A 23,990-nucleotide genomic window follows, 5' to 3' on the forward strand; every position below is an offset into this window, starting at 1 on the left:
ATTTTGGATACCCGTTGGTATAGCGCTCGGCGCAGCAAGGGAGATGCGCTCCTAGAGCTCGGCGGGTCATATTCATTGAAAAGTCAGCCAACTGTGCTTGTAACATTGACTAAAACCGCCAAAGATCAAGAACTATAGCAACCAATAAGGATCGGTAAATGGACGCGCTCGCAGCTCTAATTGAAGGCTTTTTGTCACCTATCGCTGGGGCATTATCGAGCGTGGTTTTTTTCTCAGTGACGCTGTACGGCGTGAGCGTCCCCCTCGTGGTCGCTTGGCTTGCGGGGGGCGCGCTTTTTTTTACCGTATACCTAGGCTTCATCAATATTCGTGGCTTTTGGTTGGCAGTACGACATGTCAGAGGGGATTTTGCAGACCCGACGGCAAAAGGCGAAATCAGCCACTTCCGCGCGCTTGCCACCGCGATATCGGGCACGGTGGGGGTTGGAAATATTGGAGGGGTTGCGATTGCCATCAGTATCGGTGGAGCCGGTGCCGCATTTTGGTTATTTGTCGCCGGTTTCCTCTCTATGTCGACCAAGGCTATCGAATGCACACTCGGTGTTAAGTACCGACAAATCGGGGAAGACGGTCGCGTCCTCGGTGGACCAATGTTTTATCTTGACGCGTATTTCCGCGATCGCAAAATGCCCAAAATCGGTCGATCTATGGGGATGTTCTACGCATTAGCGTTAGTCATTGGCTGCCTTGGTACGGGCAATATGTTCCAATCAAACCAAGCCTATTCACAAATGGTTGTTGTCACAGGTGGTAGCGAAGGGTTTATCGGCGCCAACCCCATGCTCTTTGGCGCTGTCCTCGCCGCAATTGTGGGCGCTGTTGTCATTGGGGGCGTTAAATCGATCGCGCGCGTGGCAGGCGTCATCGTACCCGTCATGGCGAGCGTGTATATCGTTGGGTGCCTCTACGTGATAACCATGAGCTGGCAGAATATCCCCTTCGCCATTCAATCTGCTATTGGAAATGCGTTCGGGCTCGATGCAATGGCAGGCGGTGGCATTGGCGCGATGATCTATGGCTTTCAACGGGCGATCTTCTCGAACGAAGCAGGACTGGGAACGGCATCGATTGCCCATTCAGCGGTTCAAACCGACAAGCCTGCTTCTGAGGGTCTCGTTGCCCTATTGGAGCCCTTTATCGATACTGTGGTTGTCCTGACCTTGAGTTCACTTGTCATCCTCACCACGGCGATTCCAAACGGAATGATGGGCGGCGAACTCGCCGGAATTGAGCTGACATCTGCAGCTTTTTCTCACCATATTTCCTGGTCGCCCTACCTCATTGCCTTTGCCGCCTTTCTTTTCGCATTCTCTACCGCTCTCGCATGGTCATATTACGGACTCACGGCGTGGAACTATTTGGTGGGTGTGGGCCGCAAGCGAACCTTGTTTTTCCAACTGGTCTTCTTGGGCTGCTTGGTGCTCGGATGCATTCTAGAGTTGCGTGCCGTTTTGGACTTCTCCGACGCAATGATCTTTGTTGTCGCCATCCCCAACCTGATCGCGCTGTACCTGTTTGCACCGATGGTAAAGCGCGAGCTCAATGCCTACGTAGCATCACACACGTCTTGATTAATAGGGTCTGTCGCCTTCGCTTACGACTCGGTGCAAAGCGCGATGTGCGGGTAAAAAGTCATTTACGGGCTTGTGCTGGGTACTTCTGTTATCCCAAAGCACCAAGCTATCGACGGCCCAGTTGAACCGACAGGTGTACTCCGGAAGCACCGCATGCTTGTACAAAAAACTCAAAATCTCAGTGGATTCGAGTGCCGAAACCCCCTCGATATGCGACGTGAACAATGCATTTACGAAGATCACTTTTTTACCCGTCTCTGGATGAGTCTGGATGACGTTATGACGCACCGGTGGGTTATTGGCGAGTGCATCGGCTAGCCGCTCGCGGCCACCGGGCTCAGCTAGGCTCTCTTTAAAGCCCTGAGAAAAGTCATGCACGGCAACGAGCGGTTCAAGGTAGCGTTTCATGCCCTCAGAGAGACCCTCATAAGCCGCCGTCATACTCGCAAACAAGGTATCTCCGCCCACTTTGGGAATGGTGACGCCTTTTAAAACCGTAACCGACGGCGGATGCTGACGGAAGGTCATATCCGAATGCCACACTTCGATTTTCGAGGGATTCTCGGGCGTACTCTCAAGGAGCATAACCTCAGGAATATTATCGACCGTGCCATAGGCTGGGTGTGTTTGGAGTGGACCGAAGAGCGCAGCGACATCGCGCTGCTCGCTGGGCTTGAGCTGTTGACTACGAAAAAACAGCACCTCGTACTCATTTAATAAGTCTCGAATGCATTGGCCTTCGCCTTTGGCTAATGCGGCACTCACATCGAAGTCGGTTACCTCGGCACCTAATGCGCCGGCTACTCGTGATAGTTTCATGCTTCCCCCACGTCTGACTTGGTCGGACAATTTGCGCGACGCTAGACCAAGCAGAACGTCACTTTATCTAACCGTTCTAAACGCCGCGAGACTATCAGGACAACAGCAAGGCGCGCCATCCTCCAAATCGGTTAAGGTCAGGTCAACCGTCAAACAAGATCAAGGGCGTAGGGTTTTAAAACCTCTAATGGGATCGCTCTTAGCGTGACAATGTTGGTTGACCGCAAGAAGAGTTTTGGCGCCTTACCGGCTAAGTGTGCCTGCTCCCATCTTAAGGCGCACAAACACCACTTGTTTCCCGCAACCAAACCGGGGAATCCAAATTCTGGACGAGGGGTACTGAGATCATTACCTGCGGAGGCTGAGAAAGCGAGAAACTCTTGCGTCATTAACGCACAAACTGTGTGCGTCCCCACGTCATTCGGACCCGTATTGCAGTGCCCATCTCTATAAAAACCCGTGAGCGGGTCCTCGCAGCAAAGTTCTATTGGCTCGCCAAATACATTTTGCTGTGATTTAGGCATACGCTCAGCTTTCATTGGCTTGTCTCCATAAAGGGAATTAATTCAATTTTCGGAAGTGACTCATCACTCCTTTCTCACTTTAAGTCGCCACGCTTTTACCAAGGCGCGGGTGGTGACTAACTCATTCATCGAGGTTAGCAGATGATCGTTTCATCAAAGGGGTCGTGGGGATTAGCGATCTCTAAGACTCACATCGACACGCTAAAATAGTGAATCACAAACAACCATCGAGATCTGCGCCTGGTTTTACCCTCCGCCCTACCACATGACTCCAGACCAACAGCCAGCACTCAAAACCTACAAGCGCTGCGCATCTCCACCGTGGTAAGTGAGTGAGCATAAAACCAAAGAGAGGCGATTGAAAAGGCATTTGGGGCTCCCCTTAGAAATGGCCGCGGCCCCCCTCCCCGACCTGCTCGATTACAGGCTAAATCAACCCGTAGGGAGTCCAAGTCCAGAGGATTCGAAGCCCTACCAAAAGTACCAAAGCGCCTGTGAGTTGGGCCACACGCTGATGCGCTACACCTTCGATAACGAACCGCCCGCCTATCACACCCCCCAAAAGAACAGCCCCCAGTAACGGTAGTGCAGACATAACCTGAAGAAATGCTTCATCAGCGCCACTTTTTAGAAGCTGACCGGCGAGTCCACTAAACGAGTTAATGAGAATGAAGAAACTACAAAGGGCAGCGATGGTTTTACTCGATGCCCATCTCAGGTAATGCAGGATGGGAGCGAGGAAAATTCCGCCACCAATCCCAACCATTCCAGAGAGCAGCCCAAGGCCCCCTCCAATAATCGCCGCGAGCCGCCAAGATTTGGCACCGACAATCGATTCATCCGGCGCGCGCCGAATACACAGGCTTACACCTGCGAGGGTGAGGCTCGACCCAAGAACCAAAAAATAAAATCGCTCATCGATGGGGATAATTCCGCCCAAAAATGCCATTGGCACCGATGACGCCAAAAACGGAATCGCCATCCGCCAATCAAAGTCTCGCCGGTTCACTGCGAAATAACTGCCAAGACTCACGACAAGAATATTGCAAGGCAAGGCCACGAGCGGAATCAGCTCCGCCGGTTGCCCGCTTAGGGCGAGCAGAGCAATGTAAGTGGATCCCCCACCGAAACCAACGGCTGAGTAAATGACGGCGACAAAGAAAAAAGCGACAGGGAGCATGGCTAAATCATCACATAAACTCCTCTCACTGCACCACTACGAGTCACTTAAAGCCTAAAAAGCGCAGTCTCAGTAGACTATTAAGGCAGGAAATCCCAGCGCGATGGCAATAAAAGCCAGCTTTCATTTGATGCCCTGTCTGAGGAATTTGCGCGCCGAGACGCGTTTAACTGTAAATGCCCTCTCTCACTCTGACTTTTACTCCACCTCGTTAGGCGCCGCTTCAGGCCTCGCCATCTAAATTACTCAGCCAAATGGCTTGGTAGGGTGCCATGCTCAAATTTTGGGTGTCGGGCAAACAGGCCTCTCCTGTCATAAGGTCTGTCCAGCTATCGCCGCCTGTCAGGTTCAACGACGCCATCGGCACCGATGCCTCAAGGGCACTTATGTTGTAAAGACAAAAAATGCTCTGGCGCCGATCCTGGCTTTGTCGCCAAAAGGCAAATATCGCTCGACCGCAATTGAGCGTAAATTGGGTGGCATTCGGATGAAAAGCCGGTTGGCGCCGGCGAATACTTATGAGGAACTTAATGCGCTCGAGACATTTTGAATGCTCACTTGCCGGATCGCTCAACTTAGATGAAAGGGCTTTCAGATCCCATTGATGGCGGTTGATTGCTCGGTTATGACCGGTATGGAGCACTCGCTGCTCATCGTTCGGTGTGGCCAAAAAACTATGGAGGTAAATGGCAGGTATTCCCTCCAGTCCGAGTAGTATCGCGTGCGCCAGCACCATTCGATCCAACGTTTCGGTGGGCCCGCCCTCTTGACACCTCAGTGCATCAACCAGGGAGACATTGACCTCGTAGATACTCTTGTCCCCGTCTGGCAACTCGCGCCATGACAAGAGCGCGCCGTTGGCTTGGAGCTTGTCGCGCATGGATTCAAGCTCGGCTGTGCTCAACAGACCTTCCACCGGCCGAAGTCCAATCCCATCGTGTGATGCGAGAAAGTTAAAATACGTTGTTCCCAAAACCGCGGGAGGCATGCTCATCAGCCAGCGAGTCATGCGAGATGAATCGCCTTCGAGCAAGGTGTGAATCAACAGCGGTGGCAGCGCAAAGTTGTAAATACAGTGCGCCTCATCACGCTGACCAAAGTAGGCCAAGTTTTCAATGTTGGGTACATTGGTTTCAGTAATAATGATGGCGTCGGGCTGCACCAGTTCAATAAGCGCGCGTAGCAAACGCACCAAGTCATGGGCTTCCGGTAAATTAATGCAGGTCGTGCCCGACCGTTTCCACGTAAAGGCCACTGCATCTAACCTGAATACCCTCACTCCTTGGTCAAGGTATATCCGAATAATCCGTGTAAATTCGAGTAATACTTCAGGGTTTGAAAAATCAAAGTCAATTTGGTCATGACTAAAGGTGCACCACACTTTTGCAGTACCCGAAGTCGTGTCGACCGCCTGTAGTAAGTCACTGGTTCGTGGACGCACAACTTGCGAGACGTCGAAGGCCTCCGTGGCGGTAAAGAAAAATCCAGCTCCGGGTTTGACGTCCTGCTTGAAGTTCTCAAACCACACTGACCGGCTCGAGCAATGGTTAAGCACGAGATCGGCCATCAACTTAAAGTCGCTACCAATCGCTCGGATATCATCCCAGTCACCGAGGGCTTGATTAACCGTCGAGTAATCTAATACGGAAAAGCCATCATCCGATGTCCAGGGAAAAAACGGCAGTATGTGCACCCAGCTCACACAGTCAGAGAAGTGCGTTAAACAAAAACGATGCAGCACACTCAGCGGCTTTTCATCCTCACATAAAATTGAGTCGCCGTAGGTAATCAGCGCAATATCCGACTCACTCCAGAGCCTCGTGTCCACGACCTCCCGTTCTGAGCCAGCGCCGTCCAGTCCTATCGCATTGAGTAGACTGACGCAGACCTCATCGACGTTGGTCTCTTGACGAGAACCGTATAGCGTACCGAGTAGGTGCTTTATTTTACTGTGGCTCTTACTCATGGCGCTTACCTCTACCTTGCATTACAGCCCTCGCGATGAAAATTCCCGGTGATCCTCCTCAACAGCATCGATGAGTTGCTCAAAAATGTCGGGGACTGCACTCACCACACGCGACCATGTGGGCATGAAAGGTGCGTCCAGTGGACGCTCAAGAAATTGCTTACCCGCCTCTAAAATATTGGTAGCAAATAACTCCACCGCTTGCTCTTCAGCATGGGTGTCAAAATCCAGGCCGTTCATGATCGCGTCGCGGCGAAAACTCTCAACGTAATCGAGCGCAACACGGTAGTACGTTGCCTTGAGTGTTCTGAACGTCTCTTGATTAAAAACCGTCCCTTGAATAGCCAGCTTCCGAATCAAAGATTTCGTGATATCCAGCGACATTCGTGACAGCCCGTGACCCGCGTCATTAGCGGATAACTCCTGATGCTTGTGATCATAATTGTCGGTGAGCTCGACCTGACATATGCGATTAGTGCTGTTGTTTCGGTACATCTCCGACGCGACACCCATTTCTAATCCCCAGTCACTGGGCACCCGCATGTCGTTCAATAGGTCTTTACGAAACGCAAATTCTCCGGCCAATAAGTAGCGAAAGCTGTCGAGGTAATTCAGGAAATCGTTCTCGCCCAAGACGCGTTTTGTGGCGTGAATTAAAGGCCCAACTAAAAGTCGGCAAGCGCGTCCATTGAGCTTCTCATTTGCCACACGGGCGTAATATCCCTTGCAGAAATCAAAACTGAATTGTGGATGCGCAACCGGGTAAATCAATCTTGCAAGTAGGCTTCGGTCGTAGGTCAGAATGTCGCAATCGTGAAGGGCAACCGCATCCACCTTGGACGTCGCTAAGGCATAACCCATGCAGTACCAAACATTCCGCCCTTTACCGGGTTCATGGGGAGCAAGCCCTCTGATCGCGAGTTCGGAGTGAATGGCGCGCAGGCGTGGGCCGTCGTGCCACATCACTCGATGCTGCTGCGGTAAGCCTTTAAAAAAAGAGAGAGCCGACTCGTACTGGCTCTGATCAGCTCTGTCGAGTCCAATAACAATTTGGGATAGATAAGGGACTTTTTGGAGCTCTGAGCGAATGAGGGGCATCGCGTCAGTTTCGAGCTCTGAGTAGAGCGAGGGAAGAATCAGCCCCAAAGGTCGCGACGCCGAAAAATTAACGAGCTGGGCCTCAAGCTCCTCAACGGAGCGGTTTCGTAGGTTATGCAAAGTGGCAATGTGCGGGCTTTGATAAAAATCAGCCATTAAATTCTCCAACCGTTCGATTTAAAGATTTCGCGTATGCCGGCAGCCCATGCATTGGGCCCGGAGCCGTCTGAGACATAAGTTGAACCTGAGCGCTCGAGCACAAGTGGTGTGCCACGGTCATTTCGCATAACGAGTGCAAAATCAGCGCCCTCCAACATCTCTCGATCATTGGGTGCATCGCCAGCGGCGATGGAAATGAGGTCAGGTGTCCACTCACGTTTCAATAAATTTTGAAACCAACGAGCAGCAATGCCTTTGTTGTTTGGTCCCATTAAGTGAACAAAACGACCCCCGTGCGACACCGCAAACCCTATATCGGTCAGCACCGTTTTGAATTTCTGAAGCGCGTCGCTCGAATCTCGCCAGTCTATTGTTTCCGAATACAAACGCATCTGAGCACGCTTCGCAGATTCAAGATCGAGTCCTGTAATGTCCGCCACCTCGGCCGCGCGCATCTCGTTAAGAGACTTAAACGCGAATTGGCTGGACATATCGAGCGCTTCAATCACGTCGCAAAGAGCCTGGCGTCTCACTCCGAACTCTCGAACCCAGTAGTCCTCAAAGATCTTGCTTCCCATTGGACAGCGGATATTCAGACTCATTGGTACGTAGACGGCCGCGCCATTCTCCACAATGAAGGCATGGTCTAAGGACATCTGCTCCCTGAAATCAGCGACCTCCGCATACGTTTTACTCGTAGCTGGAATGACCGGGACATGACTCGCCGATAACTGCCCCAATATCTCCTTGGCCTCGTGAGCCGAGTACGTGTCGTGATCAAGGAGTGTCCCGTCTAAATCCGTATAAATGACCGGCGAGCTGCTCATTTAGACGTCACCTCCGAAAGGATCAATCTATCGGCTTGCAACTCCCAAGTTTCATTGGCCAAATCGGGGAGAACCGTCATAGCGTGACAAGTGAGCCTACGAAAGTTCTCTACAAACTCCGCAACCTGTTTAACATTCATTCCCTTAATCGCGTTGTCATTCGCCACTTCACGCCGTTTCGCGATTAAGCGCACCTCCTGCTCCACACGCCAGTCTAATACCGCCTCAAAACAGGGCGGTTTCAACATACTGAGATAGTCGAGCTTCTTAAAAATATCCACGTAAACGGTCGCAAGCTGATCGTTCACGTACCCTCGCCACGTCCCTAAATTATCGTTTGAGAACTCGAAGCTGCTTGCCGGGACGGCCAGATCTAGGGGTGCTTGGGCGGGAATTCCAACGCACCACCCCTCGAGCAAAACAATTGTGGGCTTTGCACCAACTCTGATCTTTCGCACCTTTCTGGTGCGATCGTCTTTGAGCTTGTCAAAAATAGGCAGTGCGATGTCGCCAGATGAATATTCAGAACAGGCGGCGAGGGCATCGTTCAACCGAGGACAATCATGCGTTCCCGGGACACCCCGCGTTGCTAAAAGAGGATGCACGGCCGCACCTAATTTTCGACGTTGCGCCTTAGACAAATAAAAATCGTCAATGGACAACACGTGACAGTCTACTTCGAAGAATCTGGGTAACAGTTCGGCCAGCAACTCACTCAGCGTTGACTTTCCAGACCCCTGTGCACCGTTTAAACCAACAACAACCGGTCTATTTGAAGCGTGTGCACGCTGGCTGAGCCGCGCCGCATAGTCGAGAAAATACGACTCGGCATTGCGCATAAATATGCTGTTCAAATCTCGTGCCGCGCAAAATTCGTCCATGAACTGACGAGTAGATCGTTTAAATGTCGACACCATTTACTTTCGGAAACCTTTCAAAGCCTGTCTATCCCTTCTGTGCCTGCAAACACCGTGCCGATTTGCTAATTCTGCTCGTTTATTTCCACCGGCCAGCGAATGTGATATCCACTTATCTGGCCATAGGGCAAGGTGAGGAGCTAACACAATGTTTAACAATACAGCATGGCTTGCGCAGGTCATTGAGGAGATTGTCGATCCGGACCGCGATATTGTTGATCCTCATCATCATCTCTGGCCAGAGCCGAGTATGGCCTACAACCTCACAGAACTACTTGGTGACACAACCGATGGTCACAAGGTGTCGCAAACGGTCTATATGGAATGTGGTGCAGCCTACTATAAAGAGGGTCCAGAGCACCTCAGAAGCGTTGGCGAAACTGAATTCATTGCTCAGGCAGCCACCAGGGCTAAAGAGCAAGGTAGCCGCACACAAATAGCTGGAATCGTCGCGCGCGCTGACCTACGCGATACGCAACTTGAGGGTGTCCTAGACGCGCATGACGAAACCGCCAATGGCTTGTTTAAGGGTATTCGTCAGGCGGGCGCTTGCTCGGAGGGTATCGAAGGACTCCTTATTCCCGGTGGTGCTGAGGCGAAGCTGTTTGAGCAAGACCTATTTCGACAGGGGGTCGAACAGCTGGGAAATCGAGGACTTACCTTTGACACATGGCTCTACCACTTTCAACTACCCGAATTTATAGCCCTTGCACGCGCAGTGCCAAGCACCACCATGATTCTCGATCATTTTGGAACGCCACTCGGTGTTGGGCCTTTTGCCGATCATCGAGAAGCCATTTTCGAGACCTGGAAAGTCCACATTGCCGAGCTGGCTGAATGCCCAAACGTTTATATGAAACTCGGTGGTCTCGCCATGCCCGACAACGGCTTTGGTTGGGATGGACGAGAACGACCTCCAACTTCTGACGAATTTGTCCAGGCGCAGGCCCGATACTACCGCCATACAATTGACTGCTTTGGCCCCGAGCGATGCATGTTTGAAAGTAACTTCCCCGTTGACCGTCTGTCCTTGGGGTACCACGTACTCTACAACGGCTTCAAAAAGATGACGTCGCACTATGCAGAGGAAGACAAAAATCTTTTATTTTCAGGGGTCGCCAGACACGTCTATCGTTTGGAAGCACCCTAAACGTGCTGTGCGCCAAACGCAGTTTACTCCTCGGATTACTACTCGTTGCATCGCAGCCGTTCGCATCTGTGCCCGACACCGGTAAAAGCGATAGTCATTTAAGTATCGTCGATGACGGGCGTGTATATGCGTACAAAAAAGGTTCAGGAAGCTACCGAGTTGCCTTCAACTATACGGGTGAAGATTGGACCCACGCCGATGTCGCCGCTATAAAAATAGCGACTCGCCAGCCCATCGCAATTTTGCCCATGCAATACACAGAACCGGGTGGCTTGCAGCCGGGAGCATCAGTCGACGACAGAAGTATAGGAAAGCGCTGGAATACCATCACACAAACAGCCATGGCAGAGCGACTGCGAGATCGTGGCTTCTTCGTGCTCACACCGAGCATTACGCACTATGGTGAAAACCTACCGGGATTTCAGGCCTTAGAGCACTTCATAGCGGGCGTGCACAAGGGCAATAACAATGTGCAAACAGTCGTACTAACCGCCGATGCCCATATTGCGAATGCACAAAACCCTACTCCCGGAGCGCAAATGTTGGTAACTGGCACAAACGCTCGCGACCGAGAATGGGAGTCGCTCATTCAAGACCATATTCAGCCGTTTTATGAGGCGGTTAATCTGGGCAATATAGGTCCTAGGGTTCGCGGTGGTTTATCCAATAAAGAAGGCGCTTCAGCCGCGTGGCACCCCCTGATCGAGCGCGCCGCAGAATATGGCCCCCACGTCACTATCATAGAGGTAGCGCGGGCCATCGATATCGTAGAAAAAGCAGGAAGCATCGAAGCGGGCGGCGAGTGGGCAGCCCCCCTTTTTGACGGACTAGCTGATGGAATGCGTATCTGGGCCACACAACACAACGCTCAAAATAGTCCTTAATCGTTGCGCGCAAGCAAGGGTATCGCCCCGCATTTCGTCTAGGTGTTTTGGTTTAGCGATGCAAGCATTTCGTCACGCATAACAAACTTCTGAATCTTACCCGTTACGGTCATGGGGTATTCGCTCACAAACCGAATATGCCTTGGGATCTTAAAGTGCGTAATCTGATCTTTGCAGAAGGCTTTTATATCATCAGCTGAAAGCGTTGCCCCCTCGTTAAGCTGGACCCAGGCGCACACTTCCTCACCCATTTTTTTATCGGGTATACCGAACACCTGAACTTCAGAAATCGCTGGATGCTGATACAGAAATTCCTCAACCTCCCGCGGATAAACATTCTCCCCCCCGCGGATAATCATGTCCTTTATCCGACCCACAATTCGCACATATCCACAGGCGTCCATTGTGGCAATATCACCGGAGTGCAACCAACCAGCGGCATCAATCGTCTCCGCGGTTTTTTCGGGATCGTTCCAGTATCCCTGCATCACCGAATATCCACGCGTACATATCTCGCCCTTTTCCCCCACCGGCACAACGTGTCCTGCATCATCGATCACCTTGATCTCGACCCACGGCATCGCACGCCCTACCGTCTCAGTTCGGCGCTCGAGTGAATCATCAGGCAACGTTATATTGTTGATGGGACTGAGCTCTGTTTGTCCGTAGGCAATGAGTATGTCCCGCATGTGCATTTCTGAAATAACGCGCTTCATCACTTCAATTGGACACGGCGCACCCGCCATTATTCCCGTCCTGAGGCTCGAAAGATCAAAACTTGAAAAATTGGGGTGATCAAGCTCGGTGATGAACATTGTCGGCACACCGTGAAGGGCAGTGCATCGCTCGTCCTGAACAGTTTGTAATGTCTGCTGAGGGTCAAAGGCCTCACCAGGGAACACCATAGTAGCGCCATGAGAAACACAGGCGAGAACTGCAAGCACCATACCAAAACAATGATACAGCGGGACCGGAATGCATAACTTGTCAGCGGGAGTCAGCCGCATCGCCTCGCCCGTTAGGTAGCCGTTGTTAAGAATATTACAATGCGAGAGCGTTGCCCCTTTCGGATTGCCCGTGGTCCCGCTCGTAAACTGAATGTTAATCGCATCATCGGGCTTTAATTGAGTTTGAAGACCCACGAGCGCGGCGCGATCTGCGTCCGTTGCCAGTTCACAGACCTGGTCAAAGTTGTGCATACCCGCACTTGATGATGACCCCATTCGAATGACGTGCTTGAGCTTCGGCAGTTTAGTCGACGCCAGTGCTCCCGGCTCACAATATTCAAGCTCGGGCGCTAACGTGTTCAACATGCCTAAGTAATCGCTGGTTTTAAAAGACTCGTCGGTTATCAGCGCCTTGCATTCAACTTTGTTGAGGGCATATTCGAGTTCATACAGTCGGTATGCGGGGTTAATACACACCATAATCGCGCCGAGCTTGGCAGTGGCGAGCTGGGTCAACACCCACTCAGCACTGTTGGGGCCCCAAATACCTACCCGGTCCCCGGGAACAATACCCAGAGCAAGTAAGCCCGCAGCGAGTTGATCTACACGACGCTGTAGCTCGGCGTATGTCCATTCGACGCCCTGATGTCGGAGTATCAAGGCCTGGCTGTCAGGATGTTTCTCAGCTACCCGGTCGAAGAACCCACCAATGGTCTCGTAAATAATTTGAGTCGTTGACGCACCGCAGTAATAACTCTTTTCGATAGCAGTCATCAGGGTCTCCCCCTAGTGAATTTAACAAAAGATCGCCGCCAGCCTTGAACGCTAGCACAGTAAAACCGTTACGCACCTATACCTACTTAAAAAGTCTGATGCTCACTAAACGGCTAACCCAGGAGTGAAAGCGCCTCCACACCGTTCGGAAAGTTCCAAGGTGGTATTTTAGTTTGGCTAGTTCGAAGACCGCGCTTTGAAGCGCTTACCGCGCTCTGAGGCAAGTTTGAAGGCGGCTTGCGTCTCTGCTTCGACCTCCTTGCGCTGCTGTTCGCTCAAGGCCTCAAATTCATCAACCCACCATCGACGTGTAACCTGTGGAAAAGTTCCCATGCGGTTAACACAGGCGTTGGCGCCTCGGTCGCGTCCCGCTTCGTAACCAGCGGCACCGGATTTATCGGCCGCTGATCTCCCAAAAGGCACTAAGTCACCCTCCATTTTGGGCAGCAAAAAATAGGGCATGGAGACACGTGTTTCGCCCTCTGGAATCAACAACGTATTGACCCGGTGCAATGTCGCCGCGTATCGCCCCTCACTCAGATGCATGAGCGTACCACCCGTATTCACGATAACCGACCCCTCAATGACAGGCACATCGTACTCTCCCGAAGCGGTTCGACAGGTAACGGGCGCATTCACCCAATCACCCTCTCCCGCCACCACCTGCAGGCCCGGACGGTCATTAATCAACAGCGCAATGAAAGGCGGGCCGTCAATGTGCGCACCGACATTATCCGCGTCGAATCGCGCATACGAGTCGCGAACCGCCTTTTTTGCCTCATCAGAGAAAACCTCAAGGCTATAGTTATGATTGAGGCTCGCCGCAAGGTATGGCTCTTCAAGATCAAAATAACGCCGAAACTCGGCTGGGTCCTCACCCAAAGATTCAACAATGAGTTCGCCCAGTTGATGCGTTAACTGGTGATAAACCTCTGTTAATTGCTCAATGAGTGGCCTGAATTCAGGCATTGAATCTGTTTTGGGCCAAGTATTAGGACCGACAAAAAGTCGCTTGTGAATCGGTTGAGACGCATCGTCGTGCGCGCACAAAGGCGCTTGCTCAAACCCATATTGGAAATTTTCAATAACTTGCCCTTGGCCACGATCGGCAGGCGTCGGTAGCGTATAACCTCGAAAATACGGCGTGTTCGATATATGTGCGGTTTTCTTGACGTCCATGGGCGCATCAAAAAACTGACGAACCTCTTGAAAGGCTTTCTGCTGGAATGCATCGTCCAGTCCTGGCGCGTTTTTGAGCACCAAAAAACCACACTCCGACAGCGCGTACCGCAGATCGCTCATGAACTTGTCACGATCCGCGTTGAGGTCGAGCCAATCGACTGTTGGAATTTCGTTCAATGTCTCTGAGTTCATGGGGGCGCCTGCACTTATTATCTCATTAGCACTCGATCCAATCGCAGAGCTTAAACCTAAATTGCGCGCTTAACGAGTCAGAGGTGGAGGAAACCAATCGCAATCGAGCACCGAGGAATGTCCTTCGTAAACGCGCATCCCAAGCATGTAGGGACCGTCGGGTACTGGCAGCCAGTTTCCAGCCCGCTGAGGTCTTTGCGCAGACAAGATAACCGTCAGCCCCCCATCATCATCGCGGTGCAAATTGGGGGTTCGATCACCAATGGAGTAACGGTTAATCTCGTTTTCAACGAGGTAGAGGTCCATGCCATAGGCGGTCAGTGACCAGAAGGCATCACACGGCGGTAAGTTGTCGGCATCAAACTTCATACAAAGCTCGTGCTTCCCACTCAATGCCCCTCGTTGGGAGTCCGACAACGCCATATACGATCTATTTTCGACCGCATAATGCCCCCCAAGTCCGAATTTGGCGCCCACCGCCCGCTTCAAAATATCATCACCGGGGCCGCCCGCAGCCCTGCCTGTACTCCAGCCATTTTGAAAGACCGTATCGGTGGTTCTACCGGACTTAATCAACGTCTCTGCTTCTTGAATACCTGCCTCTAACTCGGCGTCCGTTAAACACGACGGGTCATCCAATATTGCCTTAGCGGCGGGGGACAAGGCTGGGTGCCATGGCGCCGGGGGCGAGTGCGCGACGTAGCCTCTGAGTTCCGTGAAAAATGGCGCGCCCGACTCCGCGATTTTTGCAGCGCGGCCCGCAGGCTCCATTCTAATATGTGGGTGGTCAGGGGCAGGTCTAACACTGAATTGTCGTTGTAGTACTCTCGCTTGAGCGACGTCTTCTGGGGACTCGACTAGAACTCTAATAATGATCCAAGCCGTCCGTGTACCCAGTCGAATTGTGGTGGCTCCGTCATCCAGTGGTTCGGCTTTTGGGTCGAAAGTAACGCGAGCAGACACCCCCGACACACCGTGGTGCCGACGTGACACATAGGCAACATGGGTATACGCATCGACCACCATAAGGTTCCAGTACCGATCGGGCTTATCCATGGGTGGGACGTCGATCATCACATCGCCGTACGATAAGTCGTACCACCCCGATGAGTACAAGGTGTCGTTGTTAATGGCCACGATGGCTTTATCGCTCGGTGTCGCCAAGGACTCAATGTGGCGCAAGGTACCGGTGTCATGGTGAGACGACAGCATGAGTCGAGTGCGGTGCACTGATACGGTGGGAAATCCCCACAAATAAAGTTCTGCAGCGGGCGACACCGGTTTTCTTGGCGACTCACTCACAGGACAAACCTGCCGCCATAAACAGCTCCCTCACCCCATCGACTCACAACTTAAGCCCTGAGACCGAGGTAGTCCTCGAAATTCCAACGATAAAACCGATCGAGCTCTTCTTTAGTGGGCTCAACTGCGTCCAAACTGCGCTCAAAATCGCCATAGGGATCACTGCCACCCTCAGGGTGAGGGTAGTCGGTGTTGAACATCAAAATATCCTTACCCACATTTCGAAGAATCCATCCGGTATTTTCAGTGTGCATAGGCGCCACACGAATTTGCCGCTGAAAATACTCCGAGGGTTTCATGGAGAGCTTTTTCAGCCCTTGATCAAATTTACCTAACAGCGAGACACCCATATCCAGATTCATCAACGTAGCGGGAACCCAATTGGCACCCAGTTCAATGATCCCGATTTTGAGCTCAGGGAAACGCTCTAATACACCGTCATAAATCATGCAGGTAATCCAGCGCTCGATGCTGTGGTGGACCACGGGAAGATCTTTTGGCTTCGTTGTCTCGATGTTACCAATATTGCCCTCAAGCACACGCTCCACTCCGGTGTTCATGTACACCGATGGCATATTTTGACCGCTGCCAATGTGCAGTGTGACGGGCACACCCGCATCTTGCATCATCGACCAGAGAGGATCGTAGGCGATGTGCGATGGTGCTCTCCCTTCAACCGCGTCACTCCCTATCCAAATCGCATTAACCCCTAAATCCAAGGCAAGTTTGAGCGATGTAAGCGCACGCTCAGGATCACGCAAGGACAGATAGCCCACTGAAAGTAGTCGTGGATCATCCGCACAGAAGTCTGCCATTCCACGATTAAGTGCATCGCAACCGCCGTACACCACATCCATATCGCTTGAGCGCGCAAACCGCGCAGCACCCACCGAGGGAAAGATCAATTGCGAGCTGACACCCATGATGTCCAACGCAGCACTGCGCTCAACTTTCTCGACAGCGCCATAAGCACTCCACATATTACGCTTGCCGGGGTGCGCAAAAATATTTGAACGAAGCGCCTCGGTCAGGTCCGGATCAGCGCCAGCTAAACGTTTGTTAGCCGCGTTCATGAGGGGATCCAGCGCTGACATGTTTAGATCAAACGCTCCCGTCTCCAAGTTATTTTTAACGTACTCAGACGCATAGCTTTCAAGCCAACCACGAGCCTCAATAATGTGACTGTCAGCATCGTGAATAATTCGACCTTCTTTGTGTGACATAAGGACCTCGCTAATGTCGGTAAGTAATGCAATTGACCATTGTTGTCTGTAAGCTAACGCTTTTATTAAAGTCTGACAATAATAAGTTTTCGAGAACATCGTCATTTTGGTGTGACGAGGGTCTTGGCTAAGGGTCTTCATTTTGAACAACACAGACACAGCAGGCAGCCTGCGCCTGAGCTTTGGAACCAAGCTTGCCTTTGGCTCCGGCGCGATGGCGGAAGCTGTCTACATGGGGCTTTTCAACACATTTATCACCATTTTTTACAATCAAGTCATAGGCTTATCGAATACTTTAATCGGTATCGCCATCATGCTGGCCCTCGTGGGCGATGCGCTTACCGACCCTGTTGTCGGCATACTTTCTGATCGGTGGCGTGGAAGATATGGTCGCAGACACCCCTTCATGTTTGTCGCGCCTGTGCCACTTGCCTTAATGGTTTACTGTATTTTTAATCCGCCCGAGGGCCTCGTTGAGGGCAGCCACCAGCTCGGTTTGTTTCTCTGGCTGGCCCTAACCACCATCTTAAGTCGGGCATTTCTAACGCTGTACAGTGTCCCGCACCTTGCGCTAGGCGGTGAACTATCCAAGGACCAGTTTCAACGCTCGCAACTGTTCAGCGCCAATACGATGATTGGTGCTGCATCCGGTGCACTCGTGGCGATTTCCACCTGGGGTTATTTTTTTGCAGGAGAGCGAGTACGAGCAAGCGATGGGCAACTGGTACCCGGTCACCTCGACCCAGCCGCCTATGGACCCATGGTCATCTGTGCCTGCGCTGCGATCGTCATCGCCGTTTGGGGGTGTGCGCTACTGACACTCAAGCATGTCGAACGGTTGACCGAGGCACCTGCACCCACAGAGCGATTCACCATCATCATGCTCTTTCGAGAAATTCTTGGCACCTTCAAAAACCGCAACTACCTCATTCTCATGGTCGGCTATTTTTTCTTCATGATCACGAGCGGAATTTATGACACCTTTAACGTCTTCATAAATACGTATTTCTGGGAGCTTGCTCCCGAAGAGATCAAATACTTTGGCTTCATAGCCTTACCCATGATTATCGTCGGGGCGCTCGCCTCGCCAGTGCTTCAGAAAAAGTTCGATCGTAAGCCAGTCATTGTGACAGCGCTGATTTTCATGACCATCTTTGCGCAATTAGTGATTGATCTTAGGCTTCTTGGATTACTGCCCGCCAACCACGATGAGAATTTACTCCCCATTCTTATCGCCAATGCTGGCGCATTCGCCCTGACGATTGGCGTTGGAGGGGTGGCGATCATGGGCATGATTGGCGATCTTATCGATGAAAACGAACTCACCACGGGGCTTCGACAAGACGGTTTGTTTTTCTCCGCTCGCGCCTTCTTTGCAAAAGCCTCTTATTCTGTAGGCCACCTATTTGCAGGCATTGCCTTAGATCTCTACGTCCGACTACCTTTCGAGGCTGTGCCTGGCCAACTAGAGGAGGCCATACTCACGCGAATGGGCATCGTTGCGGGCCCCGCTATGGCGGTCTCAGCGGTCATAGCGGTGTTTGTGTACAGCCGTTATGACCTCACCGCCGCGCGACACCGAGCAATAGTCGCCGAATTAGACAAACGTAATAGTGAATCGCGATCTGATCAAAAAAGGCCAGAAATGGAAGCCCGCCTATCCGATAACGATACGGGATTCGATGCCTGAGCAATAACGCAGTACAGGACGTTGAGACAGACGGCGCTCCCGCACTGAGGGCGCGGCCTCAGCCGACCTACTTGAGGACCGGTTGCACACCGCCAATGGTAATCAGCGATTCAACACAATCGCGAATAGATTCGTCGAGCGACCGAAACTCCATGCCCAAGGCATCTTTAATTCGATCATTTCGCAGCTCACATCCGCCCCATATAGCTCTAAATTGAGCTTCTCGGGCCTTAACCTTGTCGGGCAATGGATCAACTAACGTCGCGCCCGCAAACCCCAACTCGGGCAAGAGCCGATCAATACTCGCGCACACATCTTCCACATTGCGGGTCTCCGTCGACCACGCAATAAACCGCTCCCCATTCTTCAAACCATCTCGCTCGAGCATCCGGATGTGCGCCTCAGCCACATCGCGCACGTCGACCGTATACCAAGGACGATAGGCCCCCACGATATTTTGACTGTAACGACCGAGCAGCATCGTCTCGATATGGTGTTGCCAGGGCCCTCGCTCCTTCTGATGGCGTGCCAAGATAGGTCCCACGTTGTCGCCAGGGCAGCAGGTGATTGCATCCCATCGTCCACTCGCATGAGCCGCGTCGGAAAAGGCACGTTCAGCAATGACCTTGCCTATAGAGTATCCCTGACCACGCGCCGTCGTACGGTTTGGGTTTTGCTCATCGGGGTACCGGCCCTCAAAGAGAACCGGCCGTCGCACGAGCTCCTGCATATCTTGTTCTGAGATGACGGCGGCTATGCTGGAAGTGACCACCACACGATTGACCGAACCGGATCGATTGACACTGTCGATGATGTGATCACAAACACGTTTCACATAGCCTTCATCGTCATAGCTGGACACGTGCGAGAGATGCGCAACGCCGTGACACCCTTGAAATATCTCATCAAAGCATCCCGGCGTGTCAAGATCCGCGGCGTGCAGGGTCAGGCGGCCACTTGCATGACCGGGCATGGACGTTAAAAAGCCCGTCTTCTCTTCATCAGAAACGTCGCGGACACAGGCGCGAACACGATAACCTTTATCCAGTAACTGTTTGACGACCCAGCCACCAATAAAGCCAGCGCTTCCTGTTACGGCTACAGTGCCACCCTTTGGAATTGGCGCCATGAGTCTCCCCCCTTATCGCTACCACGTTTTCTGTTTTAAATGACTAACGGAAAAATCGTCTTGTGTTTTTGGTTGAATCAAACTGATGAGATTGCCATCAGGGTCTCTTAAACAGACCTCCCAACCATCAACAGACATAGCGGGCGACGATAAAAATGCGACACCCAGACCCGTCAAACGCTCATATTCTTTTTGTAGATCCGAGACCTCAAAAGCAACTTTGTTGTACCCGAGATCTTCGATTGCTGCCGTTCGCTGAGGCTCCGGCGTCACTGGATTCACAAATTGCCACATCTCCAAAATCATGTTGCCAATATCAAACCAAGCGGCTCGGATCATGACATTGTCGTACCCGGCAACCTCGTCAAACCGAGGCCCGGATGCCCGATCCGTCCGTCGATTGGGCTTGGCATCAAACAAAAGAGAATAAAACTCAACCAAACGATCAAGATCGGGCGATACCAACGCTGCATGTGAGAACCAAATAGGCCCCTCAAATGGCGTGTGATCGAGGTGCTCGGTTTCGTACATGATGCCGTCGTGATCTCTGGCGTACGCGTAGTAGACGCCCTGCCCTAACAAATGAACGGGCTGTTCTCCGCGACTAACCGACGTAGCGCCCCCATCCATTAGACGCTGATAAATATCTTGGGAGGTCGGCGACTGATAGCAGACATGCGTGATGCCCGGTCCTTTTACAGGCAGGACGGCAGAAGGTGGAAGATCAGATCGGTCGTACTCAGAGAGCTTCAAATAACCATTGGGGAATGCCAGTACAGCGCTACTACTCGGCGTTGAGAACCCCAGACTGCCGTCCTCGATCTGCATCGTTTCGGGCGTGCTATGCAGGTCTACACCGAGGGCTTCTGAATAAAATTCAACCGATGCCTTTAAATCGCTGACTGACATACCAACGTGGTGGATGCCGATAACGCTTGACGTGCTTAACTCAGATTGACCACTACTCACAACGCTGTGTCCTCGCTTATGTATTATTTTCGAGTATTCAAAAGCTCATCTCGCCGCTTTTGGTAGTCGGCGGAGGTGGCCTTATCGCTGCGCTCGAGCTCCTCGGGCACATACCAGTGCAAGCGGTCACCGTGATAGGCGCTCCAAACGGCTCTCGCAACTTCGATAGGCGCAATGGTTCTCCTCTCGTCGGTTAGATCTGCATTCAACTTCGGTATCTTTTCGTAGGTACCGGCCACCTCTCCATTCTTATAGCGTGCACCGGCCCATAAAGGCGTATCGATAATCCCTGGCATGACGTCTGCCACACGAATACCGAGTCGCGAGAGTTCGACACTCATAGCGTGCGTAAACCCCTTTATGGCGTACTTGGTCGCTGTGTAAGTAGCCATTCCTGCCGCGCCATAGATTGCGGCCGACGAAGACGTGCTGATGCACAGCGCACCGTTGGTGTTTTTTAAGTAGGGAATCGACGCATGAAAACCATTGAGAACACCCACTAGATTGATGTCGACCATGTCCCGCGTCTTCTGCATTGGTAAGTCCTCAAAATACCCACCAATTGCAATGCCCGCGTTATTGAACATGATGTCTAACCGACCGCTGCTCTGCGAGCAAAAGTCTGCGATCGCAGCCTCAAGCTCGCTTGAATTACGAACATCCACACAGTACGTGGGGCAGCGCTCTGTCAACTCATTGGACAGCACGTCCAAGGCGTCTCGACTCGCATCGCAAGCACCTACAATCCACCCCTGGCTGTGAAACAGCAACGCTGTAGCCTTACCAATGCCGCTCGCCGCACCCGTAATAAAGATAGTTTTATTGTCCAATGTCCTTATTCTTCCTTCTTATAGGCCTTTTTGCAGGCTCACCTTTCGAACCCATCGACCACATTGAGTATGCCATAGAGGTTAGGGGTATCATCGCAACTATTAGGTATTGCCTCTGATAAAGTGGTGGTATCACGTTGTTTCATGTACAACCCTATTTATGTCGCAAAAAAGAGCCACTAACGCCCCGAAGAGAACTCGCTTAAGTCCCGACGCTAGACGCGATCAGATATTGGATGTTGCGAAAAACTTGGTCGTTGCGCACGGACTGCAGTTGTTCTCAATAAAGAAGCTCGCGGTCGAAGCCGAGGTGAGTGAACCGCTTCTTTTTCATTACTTTTCATCGCGAACAGCGCTGCTACAACAGCTTCTTCGTCGTGAATTTACACGCCTAGTAACTGGCTTGAATGCATCTTTAAATGGCGCTGACACCTTGGATGCAGTTTTGCGTGTATACGTCTCAATGAACTACGACCAGTGTGTCGAAGAAAGCGTCATCAACCTGCTGCTTTCTGAGCCAGATATCGCGGAAGCGGTTGAGGCGGACGTGTCCGAGAACCGTGAAATACGGGAAAAAATGCTGGTCTCGACCATCGCAGGTAACCTCAACGTCAGTAAAAAGACGGCGGCAATGTTCGCGCTTATGGCATCGGCAGCATCGCTCTCCGCGGCAAGATTTGCGCATAAGTACGGTATCGATCGCCACAATTCCGTCGAGACAACGATTAACTTTATTAAAGCGGGATTCGAAGCACATCGCGCGCATTAGTGCGATTTTTGAGGGACGTTTAACTAACCATGGAAGACTACCAACACGGTTACTTCGAAACCGGTGGGTGCCGCCTTCACTTTGTGGAAGCGGGTGCCGGCCCGCTTCTGATTCTGTACCACGGCTTCCCCATGTTTTGGTTCTCGTTTTACCCGCAAATTGAAGCACTCAAAACGCAATTTAGGGTGGTTGCCATTGACGGACCGGGCGTAAACTTGTCGTCGAAGCCAGCCAACATCGAACTCTACAAACTGGAAAATCTCGCGCTTCAGATCGATGAACTCGCGCAACACCTTCATGGCGATGAGCCCTTTTACCTCGTAGGGCACGATTGGGGTGGTGCGTTAGTCTGGGCGTATGCTCAGCACTACCCTCATCGATTGCACAAGGTTGTTGCGATCAATGCGCCGCCCGCGAACCAGCTCATCGAGCTACTCGCCTCTAACAGCGAGCAACAACGCCGCTCCAGTTACATGTGGTCAATGCGAGAGGGTGAACTCCACACGTCAATGACAGAAAATGGGGCTGCACGCGTCTGGGAACGGGCTTACGCGCCGTTTAGAGGCCGCCCCCACTACACCAAAGAGCATGACGAAATCATGCGCATAGGCCTCGCCCAACCAGGTGCAATTGACGGTGGTATCAATTGGTATCGGGCCAATATTCCGCCTCTAGGTGGCATTACCGATGCTGACTTCTGGCCGTCAAGAGATGCGAAGACAGATGTGCCCGCGTTGCTGATCTGGGGTGAGAAGGATCAAACATTCATTCCCCAGTTCATTGATGACCTACACCGCTATGCGACCCAGCTGTCAGTTGAAATTCTGCCAGGCGTCGGGCACACACCCATGCTGGAAGTGCCTGAGATCACGAACAAGACGTTAAGCGATTTTCTAAGCGCCTGAACATCATGAGAATCAAGGTGGTTTCCTCTATTTAGGATCCGCTCCGGGCAGCCGCCTGTTTCATCGCCTCTGCCACCATACGTTGCTCTGAACCATCAAGGCGCGCTTTAAGACCGCGATCCATTTCAGCTATAACGCGCGCTGCATGCTCATTCTGTTGTATCCGACCCCAATAAGCCTCGGTTTTCACCAGTCCCAAAACAGGATTACTGATACCCAGTCGAGGCAGTGTCCGGTCACACATATAGAGCGCGGGAACTAGACTGCAGTCTGCGCGAGTGAGTTCACTGCCTCCGGCGGCATATCCATCGGCCGTAAGATATTCTTCCAGAGCAGTCACACCGCGTACGACTTGAGCGGTCAGTAGATCAATGATCGCTTGATTAGGCTCTGGCACCCGCATTTGACCAAGCGCCAGGAAAATATTGTCCATCAGATAAGTGTCTGCGATTCGGCTCAATACTCGAATATTCGCACGCTCGATAGGCGTGTTACCGACGAGTGACTGCTGCGGGTACAACTCGTCAATATACTCAGCGATTACCTCTGACTCAGGAATAAGACCCTCGTCGGTTTTCAAAATAGGAATTCGCCCTATAGGAGATACCTCTTTCAGCTTCCCGGAGAAAAATTGAACCACCGGCAACTCGAAGCTAAAGTCATCAGAAACCCCCATAGCGTAAATTTGCATGCGCACTTTTGCGCTGTAAGGACTTAAATCACCGCTGTAAAGTATCATTGCTACACTCATCCTTTTTATAGTAAATCTATAATAGCAGAGGAAACGCACCCGAGTGAGTGTTTAAGGAGCTATTTGAAACGGTTAGCCATCATTTTAGGGTACTGCGCTGGCACTGCGTTTTTGCTCGGAGGTACAGGGTTTGTTGTCGGATTCTTCGGACCACTACTGATCGGATTACTGATCGGCTCTGAACCCAATCAAGGCCCGTTATGGGGAA

21 protein-coding genes are annotated in these 23,990 nt (G+C 51.9%); 6 read left to right on the forward strand and 15 right to left on the reverse strand.

What is annotated here, in order from left to right; translation table 11 throughout:
* Positions 1 to 158: 158 nt before the first annotated feature.
* Complete coding sequence (locus E0F26_RS11445) at positions 159 to 1,592, forward strand: alanine/glycine:cation symporter family protein (protein ID WP_279241794.1); 1,434 nt, start codon at positions 159 to 161, stop codon at positions 1,590 to 1,592.
* On the opposite strand, the gene E0F26_RS11450 is transcribed toward E0F26_RS11445, so the two are convergent.
* The 7 genes from E0F26_RS11450 to E0F26_RS11480 all read right to left on the reverse strand — a co-directional run bounded on the left by E0F26_RS11450 (position 1,593) and on the right by E0F26_RS11480 (position 9,022).
* Positions 1,593 to 2,414, reverse strand: coding sequence for a TauD/TfdA dioxygenase family protein (locus E0F26_RS11450; RefSeq protein ID WP_279241795.1), 822 nt, complete (start codon positions 2,412 to 2,414; stop codon positions 1,593 to 1,595).
* Between the two features lie 149 nt (positions 2,415 to 2,563).
* A complete protein-coding gene (locus tag E0F26_RS11455) occupies positions 2,564 to 2,953 on the reverse strand; it encodes a DUF2237 family protein (RefSeq protein WP_279241796.1) in 390 nt (129 codons plus the stop codon).
* Between the two features lie 412 nt (positions 2,954 to 3,365).
* Positions 3,366 to 4,118 carry a sulfite exporter TauE/SafE family protein gene (locus E0F26_RS11460; protein WP_279241797.1) on the reverse strand — a complete coding sequence of 251 codons (753 nt, stop codon included), beginning with the start codon at positions 4,116 to 4,118 and terminating at the stop codon, positions 3,366 to 3,368.
* Between the two features lie 223 nt (positions 4,119 to 4,341).
* Complete coding sequence (locus tag E0F26_RS11465) at positions 4,342 to 6,084, reverse strand: sugar phosphorylase (protein ID WP_279241798.1); 1,743 nt, start codon at positions 6,082 to 6,084, stop codon at positions 4,342 to 4,344.
* Positions 6,085 to 6,105: 21 nt separating this feature from the next.
* Entirely contained in the window at positions 6,106 to 7,338 is a 1,233-nt protein-coding gene (locus tag E0F26_RS11470; RefSeq protein WP_279241799.1) for a glycosyltransferase family protein, read from the reverse strand.
* On the reverse strand, positions 7,338 to 8,168 hold the full coding sequence (locus E0F26_RS11475) for an HAD-IIB family hydrolase (protein WP_279241800.1): 831 nt from the start codon (positions 8,166 to 8,168) through the stop codon (positions 7,338 to 7,340). Before E0F26_RS11475 ends, E0F26_RS11470 begins: the two co-directional genes overlap by 1 nt.
* Entirely contained in the window at positions 8,165 to 9,022 is an 858-nt protein-coding gene (locus E0F26_RS11480; RefSeq protein WP_279241801.1) for a P-loop NTPase fold protein, read from the reverse strand. The genes E0F26_RS11475 and E0F26_RS11480 overlap by 4 nt, the downstream gene beginning before the upstream one ends.
* Before the next feature lie 211 nt (positions 9,023 to 9,233).
* Here E0F26_RS11480 and E0F26_RS11485 point away from each other — a divergent pair, with 211 nt between their 5' ends.
* Positions 9,234 to 10,235, forward strand: a complete 1,002-nt coding sequence (locus tag E0F26_RS11485) for an amidohydrolase family protein (protein ID WP_279241802.1) — start codon at positions 9,234 to 9,236, stop codon at positions 10,233 to 10,235.
* A gap of 2 nt (positions 10,236 to 10,237) precedes the next feature.
* On the forward strand, positions 10,238 to 11,119 hold the full coding sequence (locus E0F26_RS11490) for a hypothetical protein (protein WP_279241803.1): 882 nt from the start codon (positions 10,238 to 10,240) through the stop codon (positions 11,117 to 11,119).
* Between the two features lie 38 nt (positions 11,120 to 11,157).
* Here the strand turns inward: E0F26_RS11490 and E0F26_RS11495 are convergent, their stop codons facing one another.
* The 4 genes from E0F26_RS11495 to E0F26_RS11510 all read right to left on the reverse strand — a co-directional run bounded on the left by E0F26_RS11495 (position 11,158) and on the right by E0F26_RS11510 (position 16,739).
* Positions 11,158 to 12,840 carry an AMP-binding protein gene (locus E0F26_RS11495; protein ID WP_279241804.1) on the reverse strand — a complete coding sequence of 561 codons (1,683 nt, stop codon included), beginning with the start codon at positions 12,838 to 12,840 and terminating at the stop codon, positions 11,158 to 11,160.
* Between the two features lie 177 nt (positions 12,841 to 13,017).
* On the reverse strand, positions 13,018 to 14,214 hold the full coding sequence (locus E0F26_RS11500) for a 2-oxoglutarate and iron-dependent oxygenase domain-containing protein (RefSeq protein WP_279241805.1): 1,197 nt from the start codon (positions 14,212 to 14,214) through the stop codon (positions 13,018 to 13,020).
* 69 nt (positions 14,215 to 14,283) lie between these two features.
* Positions 14,284 to 15,516 (reverse strand): DUF1254 domain-containing protein, encoded by a 1,233-nt coding sequence (locus tag E0F26_RS11505; protein ID WP_279241806.1) that lies wholly within the window; start codon positions 15,514 to 15,516, stop codon positions 14,284 to 14,286.
* A 50-nt stretch (positions 15,517 to 15,566) separates the two neighbouring features.
* Positions 15,567 to 16,739: an amidohydrolase family protein gene (locus E0F26_RS11510; RefSeq protein ID WP_279241807.1), complete on the reverse strand. Its 1,173-nt coding sequence runs from the start codon at positions 16,737 to 16,739 to the stop codon at positions 15,567 to 15,569.
* A 142-nt stretch (positions 16,740 to 16,881) separates the two neighbouring features.
* On the opposite strand from E0F26_RS11510, the gene E0F26_RS11515 reads away from it, so the two are divergent.
* Positions 16,882 to 18,429, forward strand: coding sequence for an MFS transporter (locus tag E0F26_RS11515; RefSeq protein WP_279241808.1), 1,548 nt, complete (start codon positions 16,882 to 16,884; stop codon positions 18,427 to 18,429).
* A 67-nt stretch (positions 18,430 to 18,496) separates the two neighbouring features.
* On the opposite strand, the gene E0F26_RS11520 is transcribed toward E0F26_RS11515, so the two are convergent.
* Genes E0F26_RS11520 through E0F26_RS11530 form a run of 3 tightly spaced genes read right to left on the reverse strand, consistent with a single transcriptional unit; the run spans position 18,497 to position 21,357 of the window.
* On the reverse strand, positions 18,497 to 19,558 hold the full coding sequence (locus tag E0F26_RS11520; RefSeq protein ID WP_279241809.1) for an NAD-dependent epimerase/dehydratase family protein: 1,062 nt from the start codon (positions 19,556 to 19,558) through the stop codon (positions 18,497 to 18,499).
* A gap of 18 nt (positions 19,559 to 19,576) precedes the next feature.
* Entirely contained in the window at positions 19,577 to 20,527 is a 951-nt protein-coding gene (locus tag E0F26_RS11525; protein WP_279241810.1) for a VOC family protein, read from the reverse strand.
* A gap of 23 nt (positions 20,528 to 20,550) precedes the next feature.
* The gene (locus E0F26_RS11530) at positions 20,551 to 21,357 is read right to left on the reverse strand and encodes an SDR family oxidoreductase (protein ID WP_279241811.1); all 807 of its coding nucleotides are present in this window, start codon (positions 21,355 to 21,357) and stop codon (positions 20,551 to 20,553) included.
* 232 nt (positions 21,358 to 21,589) lie between these two features.
* Here E0F26_RS11530 and E0F26_RS11535 point away from each other — a divergent pair, with 232 nt between their 5' ends.
* Together E0F26_RS11535 and E0F26_RS11540 are read left to right on the forward strand one after the other, a co-directional pair.
* Positions 21,590 to 22,126, forward strand: coding sequence for a TetR/AcrR family transcriptional regulator (locus E0F26_RS11535; RefSeq protein WP_279241812.1), 537 nt, complete (start codon positions 21,590 to 21,592; stop codon positions 22,124 to 22,126).
* A gap of 29 nt (positions 22,127 to 22,155) precedes the next feature.
* Positions 22,156 to 23,031 carry an alpha/beta fold hydrolase gene (locus E0F26_RS11540; protein ID WP_279241813.1) on the forward strand — a complete coding sequence of 292 codons (876 nt, stop codon included), beginning with the start codon at positions 22,156 to 22,158 and terminating at the stop codon, positions 23,029 to 23,031.
* 31 nt (positions 23,032 to 23,062) lie between these two features.
* Here E0F26_RS11540 and E0F26_RS11545 read toward each other — a convergent pair whose 3' ends face one another.
* Positions 23,063 to 23,770, reverse strand: coding sequence for a glutathione S-transferase family protein (locus tag E0F26_RS11545; protein ID WP_279241814.1), 708 nt, complete (start codon positions 23,768 to 23,770; stop codon positions 23,063 to 23,065).
* Between the last annotated feature and the right edge of the window lie 220 nt (positions 23,771 to 23,990).

It is taken from the genome of Candidatus Paraluminiphilus aquimaris (assembly GCF_026230195.1).
GTDB lineage: Bacteria > Pseudomonadota > Gammaproteobacteria > Pseudomonadales > Halieaceae > Luminiphilus > Luminiphilus aquimaris.